Source organism: Oligoflexus tunisiensis (genome assembly GCF_001748245.1).
Classification (GTDB): Bacteria; Bdellovibrionota_B; Oligoflexia; order Oligoflexales; family Oligoflexaceae; genus Oligoflexus; species Oligoflexus tunisiensis.
On the sequence record NZ_BDFO01000001.1, the window covers coordinates 1623492 to 1641123 of the forward strand.

The 17632-nt window shown below is 54.9% G+C and carries 15 protein-coding genes; 10 read left to right on the forward strand and 5 right to left on the reverse strand.

The window, feature by feature from the left end; genetic code table 11:
* The first annotated feature begins 40 nt into the window (after positions 1–40).
* Complete coding sequence (locus tag OLTU_RS07045; protein WP_218109891.1) at positions 41–1411, forward strand: DUF6929 family protein; 1371 nt, start codon at positions 41–43, stop codon at positions 1409–1411.
* Between the two features lie 28 nt (positions 1412–1439).
* Here the strand turns inward: OLTU_RS07045 and OLTU_RS07050 are convergent, their stop codons facing one another.
* Positions 1440–2729 (reverse strand): S8 family peptidase, encoded by a 1290-nt coding sequence (locus tag OLTU_RS07050; protein WP_141732048.1) that lies wholly within the window; start codon positions 2727–2729, stop codon positions 1440–1442.
* Between the two features lie 12 nt (positions 2730–2741).
* Entirely contained in the window at positions 2742–3569 is an 828-nt protein-coding gene (locus OLTU_RS07055) for a hypothetical protein (protein ID WP_141732049.1), read from the reverse strand.
* A gap of 243 nt (positions 3570–3812) precedes the next feature.
* On the opposite strand from OLTU_RS07055, the gene OLTU_RS07060 reads away from it, so the two are divergent.
* The 4 genes from OLTU_RS07060 (at position 3813) to OLTU_RS07075 (ending at position 9049) form a co-directional block, all read left to right on the forward strand.
* Positions 3813–5576 (forward strand): OPT family oligopeptide transporter, encoded by a 1764-nt coding sequence (locus tag OLTU_RS07060; RefSeq protein WP_176736406.1) that lies wholly within the window; start codon positions 3813–3815, stop codon positions 5574–5576.
* Between the two features lie 100 nt (positions 5577–5676).
* On the forward strand, positions 5677–7356 hold the full coding sequence (locus OLTU_RS07065) for a DUF6178 family protein (protein ID WP_141732051.1): 1680 nt from the start codon (positions 5677–5679) through the stop codon (positions 7354–7356).
* A complete protein-coding gene (locus tag OLTU_RS07070) occupies positions 7353–7790 on the forward strand; it encodes a hypothetical protein (RefSeq protein WP_141732052.1) in 438 nt (145 codons plus the stop codon). The genes OLTU_RS07065 and OLTU_RS07070 overlap by 4 nt, the downstream gene beginning before the upstream one ends.
* 14 nt (positions 7791–7804) lie before the next feature.
* A complete protein-coding gene (locus OLTU_RS07075; RefSeq protein ID WP_141732053.1) occupies positions 7805–9049 on the forward strand; it encodes an O-antigen ligase family protein in 1245 nt (414 codons plus the stop codon).
* On the opposite strand, the gene OLTU_RS07080 is transcribed toward OLTU_RS07075, so the two are convergent.
* From OLTU_RS07080 to speA, 3 genes are all read right to left on the reverse strand, one after another.
* Positions 8993–9991: a sensor domain-containing diguanylate cyclase gene (locus OLTU_RS07080; protein ID WP_141732054.1), complete on the reverse strand. Its 999-nt coding sequence runs from the start codon at positions 9989–9991 to the stop codon at positions 8993–8995. The two genes, OLTU_RS07075 and OLTU_RS07080, sit on opposite strands and share 57 nt — an antisense overlap.
* Before the next feature lie 48 nt (positions 9992–10039).
* Entirely contained in the window at positions 10040–10519 is a 480-nt protein-coding gene (locus tag OLTU_RS07085; RefSeq protein WP_141732055.1) for an STAS domain-containing protein, read from the reverse strand.
* 128 nt (positions 10520–10647) lie between these two features.
* Positions 10648–12570 carry a biosynthetic arginine decarboxylase gene (gene speA, locus OLTU_RS07090; protein ID WP_141732056.1) on the reverse strand — a complete coding sequence of 641 codons (1923 nt, stop codon included), beginning with the start codon at positions 12568–12570 and terminating at the stop codon, positions 10648–10650.
* A gap of 214 nt (positions 12571–12784) precedes the next feature.
* Between speA and OLTU_RS07095 the strand changes: the two genes are divergently transcribed.
* The 5 genes from OLTU_RS07095 to OLTU_RS33135 all read left to right on the forward strand — a co-directional run bounded on the left by OLTU_RS07095 (position 12785) and on the right by OLTU_RS33135 (position 17622).
* The gene (locus OLTU_RS07095) at positions 12785–13387 is read left to right on the forward strand and encodes an RsmD family RNA methyltransferase (protein ID WP_141732057.1); all 603 of its coding nucleotides are present in this window, start codon (positions 12785–12787) and stop codon (positions 13385–13387) included.
* Complete coding sequence (coaD, locus tag OLTU_RS07100; RefSeq protein ID WP_141732058.1) at positions 13384–13872, forward strand: pantetheine-phosphate adenylyltransferase; 489 nt, start codon at positions 13384–13386, stop codon at positions 13870–13872. The genes OLTU_RS07095 and coaD overlap by 4 nt, the downstream gene beginning before the upstream one ends.
* A gap of 157 nt (positions 13873–14029) precedes the next feature.
* Positions 14030–14935, forward strand: a complete 906-nt coding sequence (locus OLTU_RS07105; RefSeq protein WP_141732059.1) for an ImmA/IrrE family metallo-endopeptidase — start codon at positions 14030–14032, stop codon at positions 14933–14935.
* Between the two features lie 193 nt (positions 14936–15128).
* Complete coding sequence (locus OLTU_RS07110; RefSeq protein WP_141732060.1) at positions 15129–17291, forward strand: nitrite/sulfite reductase domain-containing protein; 2163 nt, start codon at positions 15129–15131, stop codon at positions 17289–17291.
* Between the two features lie 139 nt (positions 17292–17430).
* Positions 17431–17622 (forward strand): FeoA family protein, encoded by a 192-nt coding sequence (locus OLTU_RS33135; RefSeq protein WP_369696373.1) that lies wholly within the window; start codon positions 17431–17433, stop codon positions 17620–17622.
* Positions 17623–17632: the final 10 nt, after the last annotated feature.

The following is a 17632-nucleotide window of genomic DNA, read 5'->3' on the forward strand; positions in this document are numbered from 1 at the left end:
AGAGACCTCCATGCCGCACTCCAAAGTCGCTATGCTCCTTATGTCCCTTCCCCTCGTTTTCAGCCATGGGGCCTGCAGCAATATCTCAGCTCACAGCGGAATGCTGGCTGGCCCGACGCAGGAAACTATTGATTGTACTCTGGCCGAGACCGAGGACGGGATCTATCGGTCTCTTGCCAGGCATCCGATGGGTCCGAAGCCGCGTACGACTCCTCTTGCCGATGAATCATCCCCCGGTTCCACGCATCTGAATCCAGTTCCTGAAGACGCCGACAGCTTCCTGCGTGCCGCCTCCGGGGTTCGCATCGCGCGGCAGGGAACGGATGATTCCTTTGCCATCCTGGTGGCCCAGGATTCCCGGCGGAAGATTGGTTTAGCGACCTATGGCATGACCCTTCAGGCCCTTGAGACGGAGCCTCAAAAAGCCACCGGACTCGATGCTCCCTCCATTGGCGCCATCCCCGTGGATACGCCGGAAAACATCGCCGCATGGGAGGATGACCGGCGCGATTATGATTCCTATCGGAAGAAGTATAAACGGGATTTCGAAGCGATGACGACGATGCCGGACGGCACGATCCTCGTCCTGGCCTCCGGTTCGGATATAGTGAAGTATCAAGCGTCGGGCGTTTCCTATCGGTCTCAGGCTTTGGTGCTGAGCAGCGCAGGTCATCTTCTGAAAGCCTATGACCTGCTCCCCTTTTATCTGCACATGCAGCGGAACCGCTCCCTGATCGGCGAGGACACGGCGATGGGCCCGGCTGAAATCAATTTTGAAGGCGTGACGATTCGTCCCGAGGATTCCGGCTTTGTGATAGGGTTTTACCATCGCGGCAACATCAATGGCAATGGACACAACGCGCTGATCGAATTCGACTTCGCAGCCTGGTATCATACGCTTCAGGCTGCGCAGCAACTTGATCTCGAGGAAGCCTCGGCGCTTTGGCTTAAGCTTGAGCCGCTGCGTACCGTTCGAATCCGTACCCCTCGCGTGACATCACCTGCGGATCCTGCGGCGACTCCGTTTCCCATGACCTTGAATGATGCCCTCTTCGGGTTTGTAAAAGGTCGCGGCACCGTTCTTATCCCGGTGGCCGTTGAGGCTGAATATAAGAATGCCCAGGGGGTACAAGAGGATGGTGCGGTTATTTTTTCCGGGCTCTTGGTGTGGGAGAACATGGACCAACCCGGCCACGGCACCTGCACGATTCATCAGGCTCCCGGCGATGATGAGCCAGGCAAACTCTCAAAATTTGGCAAGGTCGAAGGTCTGGCGGCATATCATAAAAAAGGGACGGATCTTTATGAGCAGAGTCTTTATAGCGAGCATTCATTATTGATTGGCGTCACGGATGTCGATTCTGAAATTGAACCTTCAACCTTGAGTTTTTTGCAGGTGGGAGGAACCTGAATCCCGCAGGATTCAGGTTTACCTGGGATTAGCGGGACAGCGAACGCTTCGCAGGCTCGCTCAGCATCTGCAGGGCGGCCAGCGGACTGATGATGCCCGAACCGAAGTCAAAATCAAACTTGGGCTCCATGGAATAGAGCAGGATCGATTTCAGATCGGCGACCGACATGCGGCCGGATTTTTGCAGTACCAGAGCGATACTGCCCGTGGCATGCGGAGTGGCCATCGAAGTGCCCGACATGTATTCATAGCTATTGCCGGGCATCGCCGAATAGATATCCACACCAGGGGCGGCCAGGTCCGGCTTGAACACATTCAACACATTTTTGCTGATGCGCCAGTAGTTGGGACCGCGGCTGGAAAATTCCGCGATGTTGTTCACGGCATCAATGGCCGCAATCGACAGAACTTCGGGGAAACCACCGGGCATGCCGTTGGGTGAGGTTCCGCTGTTGCCGGCGGCAAAGACAGGAATGATATCCGACTCGGTCCAGGCGATGATCGCGCGGTGGAAGGCTTCGAATTCCGCCATATCGTTGATATCAAATGGAATGTCGAGGCCCCAGGAATTGCTGATCACGTGCGGGAAGTCCTCGGTTTCAGGATTGCCGTCCGGATCGTACATCCACTGCATCGCAGTCAGAAGCCAGGCGTCGCTGGCACTGCCGGTTGCGCTGAAAGCCTTGGCCACGATGAGGTCCACAAAGGGAGCCATGCCGGTGGTGGCGCCGGCGATCGTGCCCGAGACGTGCGTGCCGTGGCCGTTATCATCATAAGGATAAGCGATGCCGTTGACAAAATCCTTGAAGAGGACCGTGTTTTTCTTTTCAAACTCCGGGTGACGGCTTTGAATGCCGGTATCGATCACGCCGACGCGCACGCCCTGGCCGCCAATCTCAGGAAAATCCTGACGGATTTTATCGACACTCAGACGCCGCAGACCCCAGCCTGGATCGACCACAACCGGAGCGTCACGGGTCACGGGCGCAATGTACTTGCGGGTTTTGTTGACGAGCACGCGCTCCACGAAATCCAGCTTTTCAATCTGAGGCAGATCCTCACTCTTCAGCTGCATTTCCATGCCGGCCACCAGCCAAAGATCCTGATAGCGGACGCTGGCCTTGCTCACGCCGAGAGCGGCGAGCAGTTTGTCGATTCTCGCGCTGTTGTTGACACGCTTGTTCTGCATCTGCTGCTTGTGAGCTTCATTGCCGACCACAAGGTTCGTTTGATTTTTGAAAAGAATGATATAGGACTCAGCATGCAGAGCTGCTGTCCATCCCCATAAGACCAAGAGCAGGGTCCATTTATTCAGCATAAATCAGGCTCCTCAGTTGACTGTCTGAATGACGATTTTTTTACCGGCGGCGCGGGCGGTCTCGATCGTGTTCAAACCGAGATGGGTTTTGAACTTCGTGCCATCGGTGAGGATCAATTCCACAGGGCCCTGATAGCCTTTGGGGAACTTCTCGTTGATGAAGGAAGTCATTTTTTGTTTCTGCTCAGGACCCACATTCAGCATCACGCCGGTTTGTGTCAGGTTGGTGGAAAGCTTGACAGGAGCGGCGGCAAAGTCCAGCTCCTCGGTGCCGACACGAACCTTGCCGATGGCATAGTGCAGACGACCGCTCACGAATTCACCCGCTCGCAGCATCTCCCACTTCATGCGGGTTTGTTCCGCGACGCGCTCGACAAAGGCCTGAGGGCGGGAGAAAAGGCCTTCCTCGCTCAGGTTGCGGTCATCGATTTCGTCCATCGAAATATCGTAGTCGACCAGAAGCTGCACCTGGCTGTCCGGTGGCATAATGATCGTGGCATCCTTGGGAATGGAGATCATCTCGATCTTTGCGCCCTTGTAAGGAAACTTGTGGCGGTAGGTGGTTCCGTCGGCGTTGGTGCGAACGTTGGAGGTGTAAGTGTAAGCATTGGGATAAAGTTTGGTGACGATCTGCTCGACGCCTGCACCCGACGGTGAATTATCGTACGTCACTTCGTAGACCCAGAGTCCCACCTCGTCGACCGTTTCCAGATCGATCTTGGCGAAACCGTTCGTGCGAACCCCCGGCTGACCGGGATAGTTTTGGATGGCGCAATTGCTCAAAAGCAGGCTGGATGCCAGACAGCCAAGCAGAGCCCACCCCTGTGGTCTCAATACCATAGCGTTCTCCTTCAAGTTGTTTGCATCATCATAGCTGATGTTATAGTTGGCGGTCTGTAAAAATATACCGGTCAAATGAATATCTCTGTTTAAAAAATGAACGCACAAAATTTCTTTTGTGCAGGTCGCGGGAAACGGCTAGATTCCTCAGGTTCTATCCTGAACAGGTTCAGCGTTTTCGTGCGAAAGCATGTGCCGTCAGGATTTCGTGTTCACGATTTTACCGGTGGGGCAGGCTTTTCCATGCAACACGCACAACCACAGCGCCAATTGACCGTTCGCGCAGCCATAGCCGGCATGTTGCTCGGCGGGTTCATGAGTCTATCCAATCTCTATGTTTCGCTGAAAACCGGCTGGAGCATGGGTGTTTCGATCACAGCAGGCATCCTGGCCTTTGCCATCTTCTCACTGCTGCTGCGTCTGCGCATCGTGCGCTCCGCGTTCGGCATGCTGGAAAATAATGCCATGCAGTCGGTGGCGAGTGCCGCGGGTTATATGACCGGCGGGGGAACTGTGGCGGCGATTCCGGCCCTGATGATGATCACGGGCGAGACGATGGACCCCTGGTCGATGTTTTTCTGGATCAGCATGATTGCGATGCTCGGTGTGGTCATGGCGATTCCCATGAAGCAGCAGATGATCAATGTGGAACAGCTGCGATTTCCCACGGGAACGGCCGCGGCGGAAACTCTGCGGGCTCTGCATGCGCACGGCGAGGCCAGCGAGAACAAGCAGGCCAGGTTTTTGACCTGGGCTGGCATCTCCGGTGCGGTCCTGGCCTTCCTGCGCGATGCGCATGGACGTTTTATTCCCTTCAACTTCCCTGCTAAATTCACCATCCCAGGGGTTACACTCGCCGGCCGGCCTTTGGTGGATTACACCTTTGCCCTGGAAAGCAGTCTGATTCTGATCGGTGCGGGCATGATCATGGGATTTCGTGCGGCCTGGAGCATGATGCTCGGCGCCGTGATCAACTATGGAGGTCTTGCTCCCTGGCTTTATGAGAACGGTGTGCTCGAGGAAAAACTCGGCTATCGCGTGATCGTCGGCTGGAGTGTCTGGTTTGGGTCCGCCATGATTTTAACCAGTGGACTTTTGGCTTTTGCGTTTCAGTGGAAAACGGTGGTGCGAGCCGTGCGCAGTGTGTCTCATGCTTTTGGCAGCAGCCAGGACCTGGATGCGCGGGAAGTGCCGATGACCTGGTTCTTCATCGGCTGTGCGATTTTTGCGCCGATCGTCATTTTCCTCCAGTGGTATCTCTTTGACATCAAAATCTGGATGGGCATCCTTGCGGTGTTTATGAGCTTTTTCATCGCGATCGTGGCCTGTCGCGCGACGGGTGAAACCGATACCACGCCCACCGGAGCCCTCGGCAAGATCACCCAGATCACGTTTGGGGCGCTGGATGCCGGCAATGTCACAACCAACCTGATGACAGCCAACGTTACGGGCGGCGTGGGTCTGCATTCCGCGGATCTGCTCACCGACCTCAAGAGCGGATATCTTCTCAAGGCCGATCCCCGGCAGCAGTTCTGGGCTCAATTTTTAGGTGTGGCCGCCGGCTCGCTCTTTGTTGTGCCAGCCTATCACCTTTTGATTCCCACGCCTGATGTCCTCGGCTCGGATCAGTGGCCCGCACCCGGGGCTCAAACCTGGAAAAGCGTCGCGGAACTTTTGGTCAAAGGCTTCGAAACCCTGCATCCGACAGCTCAGGTCGCTTTGCTGGTCGGCGGCTTGCTTGGCATTGCCTTCGTGCTGCTGGAACGCTATCTGCCGCGCTGGAAAAAATTCATTCCTTCACCGGTTGGACTCGGCCTGGCCTTTACCATGCCGGCGTATAATACCATCGCGATGTTCATCGGCGCCTGCATTGCGCTCTGGCTCGAGAAAAAGCGTCCGGAACTGGCAGAAAAGTCAGTCATTCCAATCGGTTCCGGCTTTATTGCGGGCGAGAGCCTGATGGGGGTTTTGATCGCCATTCTGGTGGTGATTGGCGTGCTGTCCTAATCCAACAAGACGTGGACATTCCTGGGAAACAGGTGTAAGGATCAAAGTTTGACCGGAAAACCTTCCGATCCAGCCTGACCTTTTGCCAGGGAGCCTGCCCATGGAAAATCGACTTTCTGACTCCTTTGTTGCCGCCAGCCTGGATGCTGGGCATCAAAATTTGGCCTGGGAGCCGGGACCACCTTCGGGTTTCTTAGCGGGTATTGATCTCAAGGCGATCCTTGCCGATCCCAATGCTGCCGACATCGTGCCCGAGCTGCCCACCCAGGCGCTCTATTATGCCTTAAAACAACAGAGCATCGAGGAAGTCCTCGATCTTTTGCCACTCCTGAGTCCGGAGCAGGTTGAGCGCATGCTCGACTACGATGCCTGGTCACAGGATGAACTGGTTCCGAAAAAATTCTTCGAGTTCCTCAAGCCCTTTGGCGAAATCAGTCGCGAACAGCTCTATGAGCGTTTTGCTGATCTGGATGAAGAGTATCAGCTGGCCGCGCTGCAGGGCTTCTTCAAAGTCCATGAAGTCGAGGATCCCTATGATCTGCCGGAAGCCATCGCGGAAAAGGCCTATCGCATGCCCTGCAACAGGGTGTTCTATGAAATCCTGAGCGAGGATCCGGACGAGGTCGCGTTTATCGAAGAGCTGATGGAATCGCTCAGGGAAAACAACATGCGCTATGCGTATGCGGTTCTGGGCCATGCCACGTATCAGCCGCCCGGTGAAGCGCTGGCTCAGGTGGCTCGTTTCCGTCGTGGGCGTCTGGAAGACGAAGGCTTTGTCAGTTATGAGGAAAGCCTCGGCATTTTCGCGCCGATTGATCACACGGCCTTCCTGCGGAAATGGACGCCGCTGGAACAATCGCAGGATCTGACCAGCCTCGCGCTGCAAGGTGGCTCGGGTCTCTTCCTGGATGCGGTGCTCCTTGCCGCGCGGGAAGAGAATGTTTCCATCGATGAACTGTATAATCTGCATCAAAGCTTTCTGCAGCTCGCCAACGCCCTCTGTGCTGCGGCGCAGGTGGGACCGGAGGATGTTGCCGGCCTCAATCGTCTCCTGGAACAGGGCAAGGCTTTGGTCAGTCTCGGTCTGGAATATCTGGGTCAGGGCGATCTGGGACTCGGGATCAAAATTGTTCGGGGCGAAAGCGCCCGCACGCTGTTCCGGGTCGGGCTGAGCCTCGTCGATGTCGTGCGTGACGAAGTCATCCAACGCCTCGAAGGCATGCAATGGCCTCGCATCGAACGCATGCGGCGCTTCTATACGGCCCGGCAGTGGGGCCAGATTCTTTTGGAACTCGACCGCCACTGGTTGACCCATGTGGGTCTGCAGGCCGGTGAGATTTTCAAAGGGCTTTTCAATCGCTTCCCCATGGTGCCGATGCGCATGATGCAGGATCAAAACCGCATTATCTTTGCGCCGATCGTCAACCTGCGGGAGCTGATTCAGCTGGAAAAAAATCTTCAAACCATCATGGGCTATCTCTATGCTGCCACCTGGAGTGGTCTGCCTTTGAATCAGCCTGTGGATCTGATCCTGCGTGAATCGGCCATGGCCACGATTCGCCGGGCCGGTGAAGACAGCAATGTGCCACGGGTTCTCGAACAATGGCGGCAGCGCCTCACGGCAGAAGCGGCTCATTGGTGGGTCGGTGAAAAGGATAGCCTGGATGAGATTGTGGATGCCGTTATCGATATGATCCATGAGGAATTGCATGGACTGATCGTGTTGCCACGTGCCAGCCGTCAGTCGCATGATTCACAAAGTGAGGTGCCATCGACATGAATCAGGGACATGAGTCTGATTTTTTGAATCAGGATGATTGCGATGCTCTGGCCAAGGCCATGGAATCCAAATATGCCATGGCCTTGAAAGGCCGGAGCTTTAAAGTCGAAGCGGAAGTCAAAGGTCGTGGAGTCTTCGTGAAAGTGATCCTGTCCAATCAGGATCGCAGCTATTACTATCCCGTGGAAGCGCGGGTGCTTTATGAAAAGGAGGAACTCCAGCGCGGTGAGGCGGCGCTCTTCCTTCTCGATTACATTGATGCCTACTTCGACGAGTATCTGACCCAGGAAAATGAGGAGATTTATCTGCCGATCGACTGGGCCGACTTTCAGTATGAAGCCGTCGATTTTCAGATGCGCGGCCAGATTCTGAATCTGAAACTGGAAGAACTCGCCGAGCAGCTGCTGAAAAACGGCTCGCCAGCCATGCATTGAAGAGGCTGGCATTTATGGGTGTCAGTGGCGTTGTCCTGTTGATTCTGCTCTGTGCATTTCCCTTCGGTCCGGCCTTGCAAAATATAGCCATGACGCTCGCCGTCATTCTCTGCATTCGCTCGTTCGTCCATAGGCGGAGCAGGCCCGCGTGGCCCGCTCCGGGTCCTTTGCGCTGGGCCGCCCTTAGCATGCTCGGCTTTCTGGTCTGGAATGTGATCAGTTCCCTGCTCAATCCAGCCAATGCTTCCGAGCCCATCGCCTATTTTATTGGTTTTAGCCCGATCCTGATTTTGCCCTGGCTCGCCGGCTCCCTGCCGTCACCGTCCCTGCCGACATTGCAGCGGCTGGAAAAAATCGGTGCGATCGTGGTTGTGATCTGGGGCGTCGCCTGTCTGAGCCAAACGCTCTGGCCCTGGCGCTGGGTGGGCAGCATGCCCGTCGCGGGTGGTATTCCCAGGGCACAGGGTTTTTATTCCCATCCTCTGACTCTGGCTTATTCCGCTTTATTGATCTGGCCTTTTGCCGTCCTCCGGCTTTTTCAAAAACCGCGCGCCTGGACGAGCTGGGCCTATGGCGTCGGCACCGCGCTGATGCTGATCTATTCCATGTCGCGCACGGTGCAGGCGCTGGCCGCCGCCCTTGTTCTCTGGAATGTCTTTTACCTTTTTTCCGGACGGCGTCGCTGGCAGATCCTGGGGATCATGGCCCTCCTCGGCCTCGTCCTGGCCTTGACCAAAAACCCGGTCTCCATACGCTTCCGGCATCTGATCCATGGCACCGAGGAAAACTATCACTTTTCCGATTACCCGGATGATCGCCTGGCCTTCTGGCATGCGCATGCGGTCATGATTCAGGAGCGCCCGGTGCTGGGTCACGGTGTGCACATCAGCCTGGATTATCGGCAGCCGTATTATGAACGCATTGGTCTAGGGGATTTCAAGAAAAAGTATCCCGCTCATAACCAGTACATCCAGATGCTCGCCGAGGGTGGACTGATTGCTCTGGGCTTTTTCCTGGCCTGGCTTTTTTTCAGTTTCCGGGTGCTGAAGGACCCGTCCGTTCCCGCTTTTCTGAAAACGCTCGGGCCCCAGACCCTATGGATTTTCATCCTGGGAGGGCTGACGCAAAATGCTTTTTATGATTCGGATGTTCGTATGGGACTTGTGATCCTGAGTACTATCGTGGCCCTGTATGCGGGCCGCTCAGGAACCGGTCGGCGTGCGGGCGGTGTTGATGATCTTCGCACCGTCGTGCAGTGAGACCATGTTCCGACCCTGGTGTTTGGAGTCGTAAAGGGCAGCATCCGCGCGGGCCATGGCTTCAGAATAGGTTTCCTTGCCGATCTGAATCGTGGCCACACCGCAACTCAGCGTCACGGGGATGTGCTGCTCTTCAAAGATCATGACTTCATCCTGTACCGCCTGACGCAACTTGTTCGCAGCAATCGCCGCGTTTTCAAAGGATGCCGCGGGCAGAATCACCAGAAATTCCTCGCCACCGTAACGACAGCAGACGTCGGTCTTGCGGAAAGTCTGTTTCATGATCCGGGAGACATTTTTCAAAACATAGTCACCAGCCTGGTGACCATACTTGTCGTTGATCTTCTTGAAGAAGTCGATATCGCACATGACCACCGAGATATGATAGCGCTCATTCTCAGGCAGGGTTTCCATACGGGAAACCTGGCTCGGGAGATACTCTTCAAAGTAGGCCCGGGTAAAGAGGGTGGTCAGTGGATCGGTGATCGACTGAATCGCCTTGTCTTTATATTGATCCTGCAGATTGGTTTCCGCCGTCACGTCGCGGAGCAAAAGGAAAAAGCCCAGTTTCTGACCCGTGCTTTGCTGCACGAAGGGATAAATCCCAAGGATCAGGTTCAGGGTTTCGTTCTCGGGTTTTCCAGCCAGGTGGCCCCGCACTTCATCGATCCGAATGGGGCTGTCGTATTCAAGGAGTTCCTTAAAGCCGAGAGGCTTGCCATCCAAAGAGAAAGTAATGATGGAATCCAGGCTTTCCGCCTTCAGGACCTGACGCAGCTTCTGTCCTGTTACCTGCGCCAGCATTTGGTTGGCTTTGATAACGCGGCCCTGGGCGTCAATCACCACGTAGGCGTCCAGCAGTACTTTGACGAAATGCTCGAACCGTGCAAATTCCGTCGTAATGCTTTCCAGGTTGTCCAAACTTTTTACCGCTTCTGACATGCCCGCACCTTCTTAGGACCGCATCTTCGCCACCAGTTCCTCAGCTCTCTAGGCTGCGAGGAACGCAAAATACTCTTCTTCCATCTCTTCCAGTTCCATCTCGGCACCACAGGCGCTGCACTTTACAGGTTCGAGTCCAGCATCCGGATTTTCGGGAAGATTTTTTCCGGCTTCGAAGAGTATATCTTCTTCATGACCACATTCGTCACAAACATAACAACCATAAACAGAGCGGATCTCCGCATTGCCCTTAAAGCTGGGTATCATATTGATCTGCATTACGATTTCACCCGTGCACTCTTCAAAGATGATGCTCCGCTGGTCTTTCTGCAGGTCTCTCATGAAATTGATCCAGCTGCGAACTCCACAGCTATTCACCGAATCAACGTTCTTGAAATTGAATACGACCTGCTTGCCCAGCTTGGGGAGTAATTGACTCAGATGAACCTCGGCTTCGGCGTCAATCGGGCCGGCATAGTTCACATGGTCCCATCCATCCTTTTGGACGATTTGAATGCTAATCCCCATGAAATCCCTCTCAGTATCCCATCGCTGGCACAACACTAGTCTCTGGATCGGATCGAAACCCGAATCCTTGAGGCAAAAAAGAAAAGGCCGCACGAGGCGGCCTGGGGTCAAGTTTTAACTTGTTGAAATTACTTGTTTTCCCGAAGGTACGGGGACGATTCGAGGTATTCCTTGAGTCGGGCTTTGATTCGCTCGGCCTCTTCTTCGGTGCAAAGATTCTTACTCATGGCCGCATTCAACTGCCTGAAAAAGCTTTCCCAGAGTAAGGGCATCTCATAGTTGCGACTGGTCAGAAGTTCTTCGATCGGATCGCCGGTCGTGGTCTTGGTGATTTCCCAACGACCGTCGTTCTTCATGATGATTTCCGCCTCATTGATCGCGCCGAAGAGGTTGTGCTCGTTGGCCAGACTCTCCTGATAAGCACCCACCAGGAAGAAGCCCAGGTAGTAGGGCTTCGCCGAAGGGGAGTGCAGATCCAACACGTTGCGCATGTCGCGGCGGTCGATGAATTTCTCCAGGCAACCGTCCGAATCGCAGGTGATGTCGACAATCGTGGCCTTATGCGTGGGCTTCTTCTCATGGTGCGACAAGGGAATCACAGGGAACAGCTGATCGATCGACCAGGAGTCCGGGATGGACTGGAAGATCGAGAAGTTCGCCAGGAACTTGCTCACCATGCGCTGCTGCAGGTTTTCGAATTCCTCGGGCTGGTGCTTTTCGTAAGACGAAAAGAACAGGGCCCGGCGGCAGATCCGGTAAAACAGCTGCTCAGCATTCGCACGATCCTGCAGGGTCACGTAACCCAGGTTGAAGAGCGTGAACATCTCTTCATAGTATTCGATCGCATCGTGGTAGTACTCGACGAAGTTCTTCCGGTTGATGTTGTCCAGAATATACTTCAGCTCGGCCAGACCCTTATGCGACCCATTCTTCTCCTGGGGGAAGAACTCATATTCACCGGCAGCCGAGAAGCTTTCGGTGCTTTGCACTTCGCGGATGTCCGTAATCACGATGGAGTGATAGGCGGCGATCACGCGACCGGATTCGGTCACGATCTGCGGGCTTGGCACTTCCTCGTTTTTACAAACCTCACCGATTTCGTAGATCACGTCGTTGGCCAGCTCCTGCAGGGAGTAGTTGGCGCTCGACGCGAACGACGTTTTACTACCGTCATAGTCCACGCCTACGCCGCCACCGATGTTGAGGCAGACCGGCTTGAAGTTCATCTTGTGAACCTTGGCGTAAACGCGCGAGGCTTCCTTGATCGCGTTTTTGATGCGCTTGATCTCGGTCACCTGGGAACCAATGTGGAAGTGCAGCATATAGAGACGATCGCGCAGGTTGGCTTCGTCCAGCATCTTCAGACACTGCAGCACTTCAATTGTGGTCAGGCCAAATTTCGACGATTCGCCCGAGGACTTCGCCCATTTACCGGAACCGCGGCTGTAGAGCTTCACCCGGATCCCGATGTAGGGGCAGTGCTTCGGATCCTGTTTCGCCTGATCGAGGATCATCTGAAGCTCATCCGGACCTTCCACGACGAGCACACAGTTCTTGCCCATGGCATTGGCCACGAACCCGAGGTCGATGAACTCGCGGTCTTTGAAGCCGTTACAGACGAACAGGGCGTCAGGGCTCAAATCGTAGCCAAGGGCCGCAATGAACTCAGGCTTGGAACCCACTTCCAGACCGTAGTTGTACTTGAGGCCGCATTGCACGATGCTATCGATAAACTCACGGCGCTGGTTCACCTTGAAGGGGAACACCGCGCGGTGGCTTCCTTGATAATTGTATTCCCACATCGCTTCCTTGAAAGCGGTGTGCAGACGGGCGATCTGGTTGTCGATAATCTGCGGGAAACGCATGATCATCGGCGGGTGAATTCCCAGCGATTTTGCTTTGCTGATCGCTTCCGGCAGATCGATAAACAAATGTTCTTCACCTGTGGGGTGGCAGACGACATTGCCATTGTCTGCAATGCTAAAATAGCCGGCGCCCCAGCCGTCGATGCCGTAGAGTTCGCGAGCTTCCTGTATCTGCTGGATATTCATAAGCTTTTCCCCGCCAAAAGAGACCTAAAGTAGCGATACTTTAGTGAATCGCTAGCAAATTGCAAGCCTTAATACCCCCTGGGGAAAAAATGATCGGAGCCCAACAGCAGCGCCTTGTCAGAGGCAGCGGAACCCACTAAGCTCCACTCCGTAAGTCGTTAGGAATATACAGGCTGACCTCGGGGTCAGGCGTGACAGGGAAGGAAACCAACGGATGAGCTTGCGTCTATCCACTGGATTTTGCCAGGGCATGCGTCTTGAAAATCCTGCATCGGTGACTCGTCCCACCGCCAGTCGCGTGAGAAGCGCCATTTGGAATGCATTGCAGTTGCGACTCGGAGGGGCGCGGGTCCTTGATATCTGCGCCGGCTCCGGCGCCGTTGGTATCGAGGCGCTCAGTCGTGGAGCCAGCCAGGCGACCTTCATCGAACAGGATCGAGGCGCGCTGAAGGCTCTGGAGCGGAATTTGGAGGAAGTCACAAGACGAGCCAGAAACCAGAGTCTCGACATCGGCATCCAGGTGCTCGGTCGATCGGCGGAAAAGGCGCTCGCTCAGTGTCCGGAGGCGGGTTTTGACATTCTGTGGATCGATCCGCCCTTCGCCGTAATCACCGAGCTCCTGCCCCGCCTCATGCCCGAGTTGAATCGCGTGGCCGCAGCCGACGGTCTTTTGGTCGTGGAGAGCGACAGCGCTGACCTTGAAAAAATTCCCGCCCTGCTGAACCCCACTGGGCAAGGAATGTGGCATCTTCAGAAGCAGAAAGCCTATGGTAAAATTGGGGTGAGCTTCTTTAGCAAAAGAAAGAACGAGGCATGAAAACATCCAGCAAAGTCGCCATTTTTCCGGGGAGCTTCGATCCCTTCACCATCGGTCACCAGCAGATTGTCGAGCAATCGCTCGATCTCTTCGATGAGGTGATCATTGCGATCGGCCAGAGTGCGACCAAAGTTCCTTTGCTCAGCACCGAGCTGCGTCTTGAGGCCTTGCTGGAAACCTTTGCCCAGAGCCCTCGGATCAAGGCCGAAGCCTTCTCCGGTCTGGTGGTCGACTTCGCGCGTAAAAAAGGGGCACGGTTTCTGATCCGTGGCCTGCGCAATGAAACCGACCTGGCGTTTGAGCTGCCCATGGCGCACACCAATCGCTGTCTGGCTGGCGAGATTCAAACGGTCTTCCTGCCCACGTCCCCGGAACGGGCGTTCATCTCTTCCACCCTGGTGCGCGAAATCGCCAAGCATCGCGGTGATTTCACTCCCTTCGTGCCTCCAGCCTTCGCGCGCCGGATGAAAGCGGCCAATCCTTGATTTTTGGTGCAGTTTACCCTCCCTGCAACACTTGACCTGGATTATAAAATCGTTTCTAATGGGAGAAGGTTCAAATCGCCAAGCCGAACGATGTCAGTTGAAGGGAAACGCCCTTGAGCATCAGGAGGCTATTTCATACCTGGCAATGGGAGAGTCGATGAAGAAGGTTGAGGCAAACCGTTATCCCCATTCGGCAACCTTGTTCAGGTTCTGCAAAGAAGCGCTGGAAATCCGTTATGACGGCAACGTAAAGGTCATCGACCAGGACGTTGGCGCCATCCTTGGTTACGATCCCGCAGATTGCAGCCACTGGAAAAAGGGCAAGAAGAATATCCGCTCGCTGAGCACCCTGCGCAGCATCGCCGATCACCTGAATGTGGACGAATCCCTTCTGATCGATATCACCTCGGGCAAGGTTTCCCTGGATGAGGCGGTTTTTGAATTCCGTGGCTACGGTCAGTTCACGCTGACGGGAAAACCACTGGAAAGCCTGAAGAAGGAATACTTCAAGAACCCAGGCAAATGGCAATCCACGGGTCAGCAGACCACAGCCTTTGAAGATGTCTTCGACATTCAAAGACACGCTGTCGTCCGCCTGGCGGATGAGATCGTGCGCAACGGCGGCTTTACCGAAGCTCCTATCTATATACCTGAGATCCTCCGCATGGTCCCGGCCATCCAGCTGGCCACCCGCGTGGAGCAGGAAGAGCCCTTCACCATTCGTCAGGAGGGCGAAGGCCGCGAACTGAAAACGGTGATCATCAGCCGTGAATCGGAAACCCGACCCTATATTCGCTTTATCGCCGCCAAGACCCTCTTTAAACACCTGGTCACCAGCCAGTCGGAAGGAACGGAGATGTTTGCCGGCAGCCCGGCGGAAATCCTCGATATTCAATCCAATATCTTCGCCGGTGCCCTTCTGGTCCCGGGTGAAATGCTCCGCCGCGAAGTGGATCGCATCGATACCTCATTTGATTTACTCCGTCAGCTGGCGGATATGTTCTGGGTTTCGCGTTCGCTCATGAACCAGCGCCTGCGGGATTTCCTCGAATTCCACAACTGATCGTGTTCCCATGAAATCGAATCACCCGCTTCCGCCCGGAAGCGGGTTTTTTTGTAAGTGGATTCATGGTTTACAGAAAAACCGGCCCCGCCGTCCCGCTCTCATTATCACCCATAAATTAAAGTAAAAGCCGGGCCGGCCGAAAGTCAAATGGAAGGCTGAGAGTGTAATTTTACCCTCCAGGGCGGGACAGATGAGCCAGCTGTTTAGACTTAAAAATGGAACCGTGTTGCTTTCAACGGAAGCGCCTGGCGGTATCTATAACTCCGGACAATTGAAGAAAATTGCCGAGTTGTGTTCCAAGGAGTTGGCGATCGTCAAAGCCACCGAGGACCAACGGCTGGCCTTGTTCGTGAAGGAAAGCGAAGTCGAGAACGTGGCGAAGCAACTGCGGGCCATGGGTCTTGGCTTCCGTCATTATCAGGATAGTCTTCATCAGCCGGTGTCCTGCCTCGGCGAACTCTGTGAAGATCACGAGCAGCCCGCCATGGCCACGGCCATGGATATCACCAAGGAAATCGCCAGTCTTCAGGTGAATGCACCTTTGAAGATTGGTATCAACGGCTGCGCCCGTTGCTGTACACCCTGCCACACGCTCGATATCGCGGTAGTGGGGGATTCGAGCGGCTATCGCATCAGCCTCGGTGGAAAAACCCGGCAGATGCCTGAATTCGCCAGCTACTTTGCGGAAGGCGTTCCAGCCAAGGAACTGCCCAAACGCCTGAAGGCAGTGATTGAAACCTATAAGAATCTCGCGGAAGACGGCGAGACCTTGCACGATGTGATCGAACGCTGCGGCGTCACCGACTTTGTGAAGGCTCTGGCTCCCTATAGCCAGGATGCAGCCCAGCGCGAGGATCCTTTTGCTCAGGAAGCGGCGACCGTGGAGTCCGTGGATGACCTGGCTTTGCCTGCCGATGAGTTTGACGAGGAGTCGCTGGATGATGCGGCGCTCGACTTGGAAGACAGCCCGGCCGCGGACCAGGAAACCAACGCCGCTGTTGAGGATGACCTGAGCATTATGGATGAGTCGCTGGATAATGTGACTCTCGATGAAATTCCCATCGAACGAGGTGGCCAGGGATCCCTGGAGGATGACCTGTCCCTTGGCAGCGATGATGCCTCTCTGGAACTGAATGAAGTGGATTTCTCCGAGGATGATGCGGAACCTGTGACGGAAGAGAGCCTGCTTGAAGAGGAACTCAGCCTGGATGGTGACGATCTGACTCTCGATCCGGCCGCCGCCATTACCGAAGATGATATCGATCTGGAAGCTCCGGAATTGGAAAGTCTGGATGACTCCATGGAGACCATGCCGGAAGTCACGGATGATATTGGCCTCGATGAACCGATGAACCTGGATGATGCGGAGCTGACGGAGGATCTTTCCATGGATCTGCCGGAAGACATCGAGGACGGTGATATGGCCTTGTCCGAAACCGAGACGCCCATGGATGAAGATCTGGAAGCCATTCCGGAACTCGATGAGGATCTTGCCATGGACGATCTGCCTGAGCCAGCTCCGGCTGTCGCCAAGGCTGCCACTCCAGCTCCAGCGGCTTTGTCGGAAGACTTCGGTGAGGAACTCCCGACGGATGTTCCCGAACTTTCCGATGAAGAGGAAAATCAATTCGAACAGAAACTGCAGGCTTCCATTGATGAGGAAAGCGCTCTCATCGCCAAGGAAGACAAGGATACCAATCTTGGAGACCGCGCGGCAGCCCTGAGTCTTTTGGAAAATTCCGAGAGCCAGGACGATGATCTGGATGCGATCGAGCTCGATGACTCGATGCTGGATGAATCGATGATAGCGGATGACGATGCGATGCTGGATGATCCGATGATAGCGGATGATGACGCGATTCTGGATGACCCGATGATCGTGGATGACGAGCTGGAAGTGATCAGCAGTGATGATGAACTGGAAACGATTGAGGCCGACGGAGAGTCGCTGGACACGGATACGCTCAGCGCCGCGGATGTTGAACAGCTTGTTGAAGAAGAGGACGAGGTGCTGGAACCCATCAATGAAACGATGGAAGAATTCCCTGAGCCCGGTCCAACTGAACTGGCTCATATCAATTCACGCCAGCACGGACAGAAGCTGCAGAGCTCGGTGCCGCGCCAGCAGTTCAAGGTCAGCGCCATTACCTTCCAGGACGAGCACATGCGCGTCACATTCGATACGAGTGCCTATGTTGACTTTGATCTCAGCGCTCTGGGTCTGGGCGAGGAACGCAACTTCCGGCTTGGTGTTCAGAGTGTATCGGTAACCAGCACAACCGAGGGTTATATACTCGAAGTTGACGGGATGCGCCTTTTCCATCCGAAAACGAGTTTCCCAGCGGCTTCGTGAATATCAATCCTGGACAAGCCCGGCTCCGATCAATATTGTGATGCCTTGATGATGAGAATCGTTCTCAACACGTCTGATCGGACTCATTGAGGTTATCATGACCCTCGGCGAACTTAAAAAAGGTCAAAAAGCTCAAGTCATGCGTGCTCCCGAGTCACAAGGACTAGGTGAGCGTCTGCAGGAATTTGGCTTCGTCCCGGGGGCGAATCTGGAAGTATTGGCAGAGGCTCCTTTTGGAGGCGATCCCATTCTGGTGATGATCCACGGTACACGGGTTGCTGTTCGGCGTGATGATGCGAGTGGCATTCACGTGTCCCTCCTCCAACCTTAAGCTGAGCGCC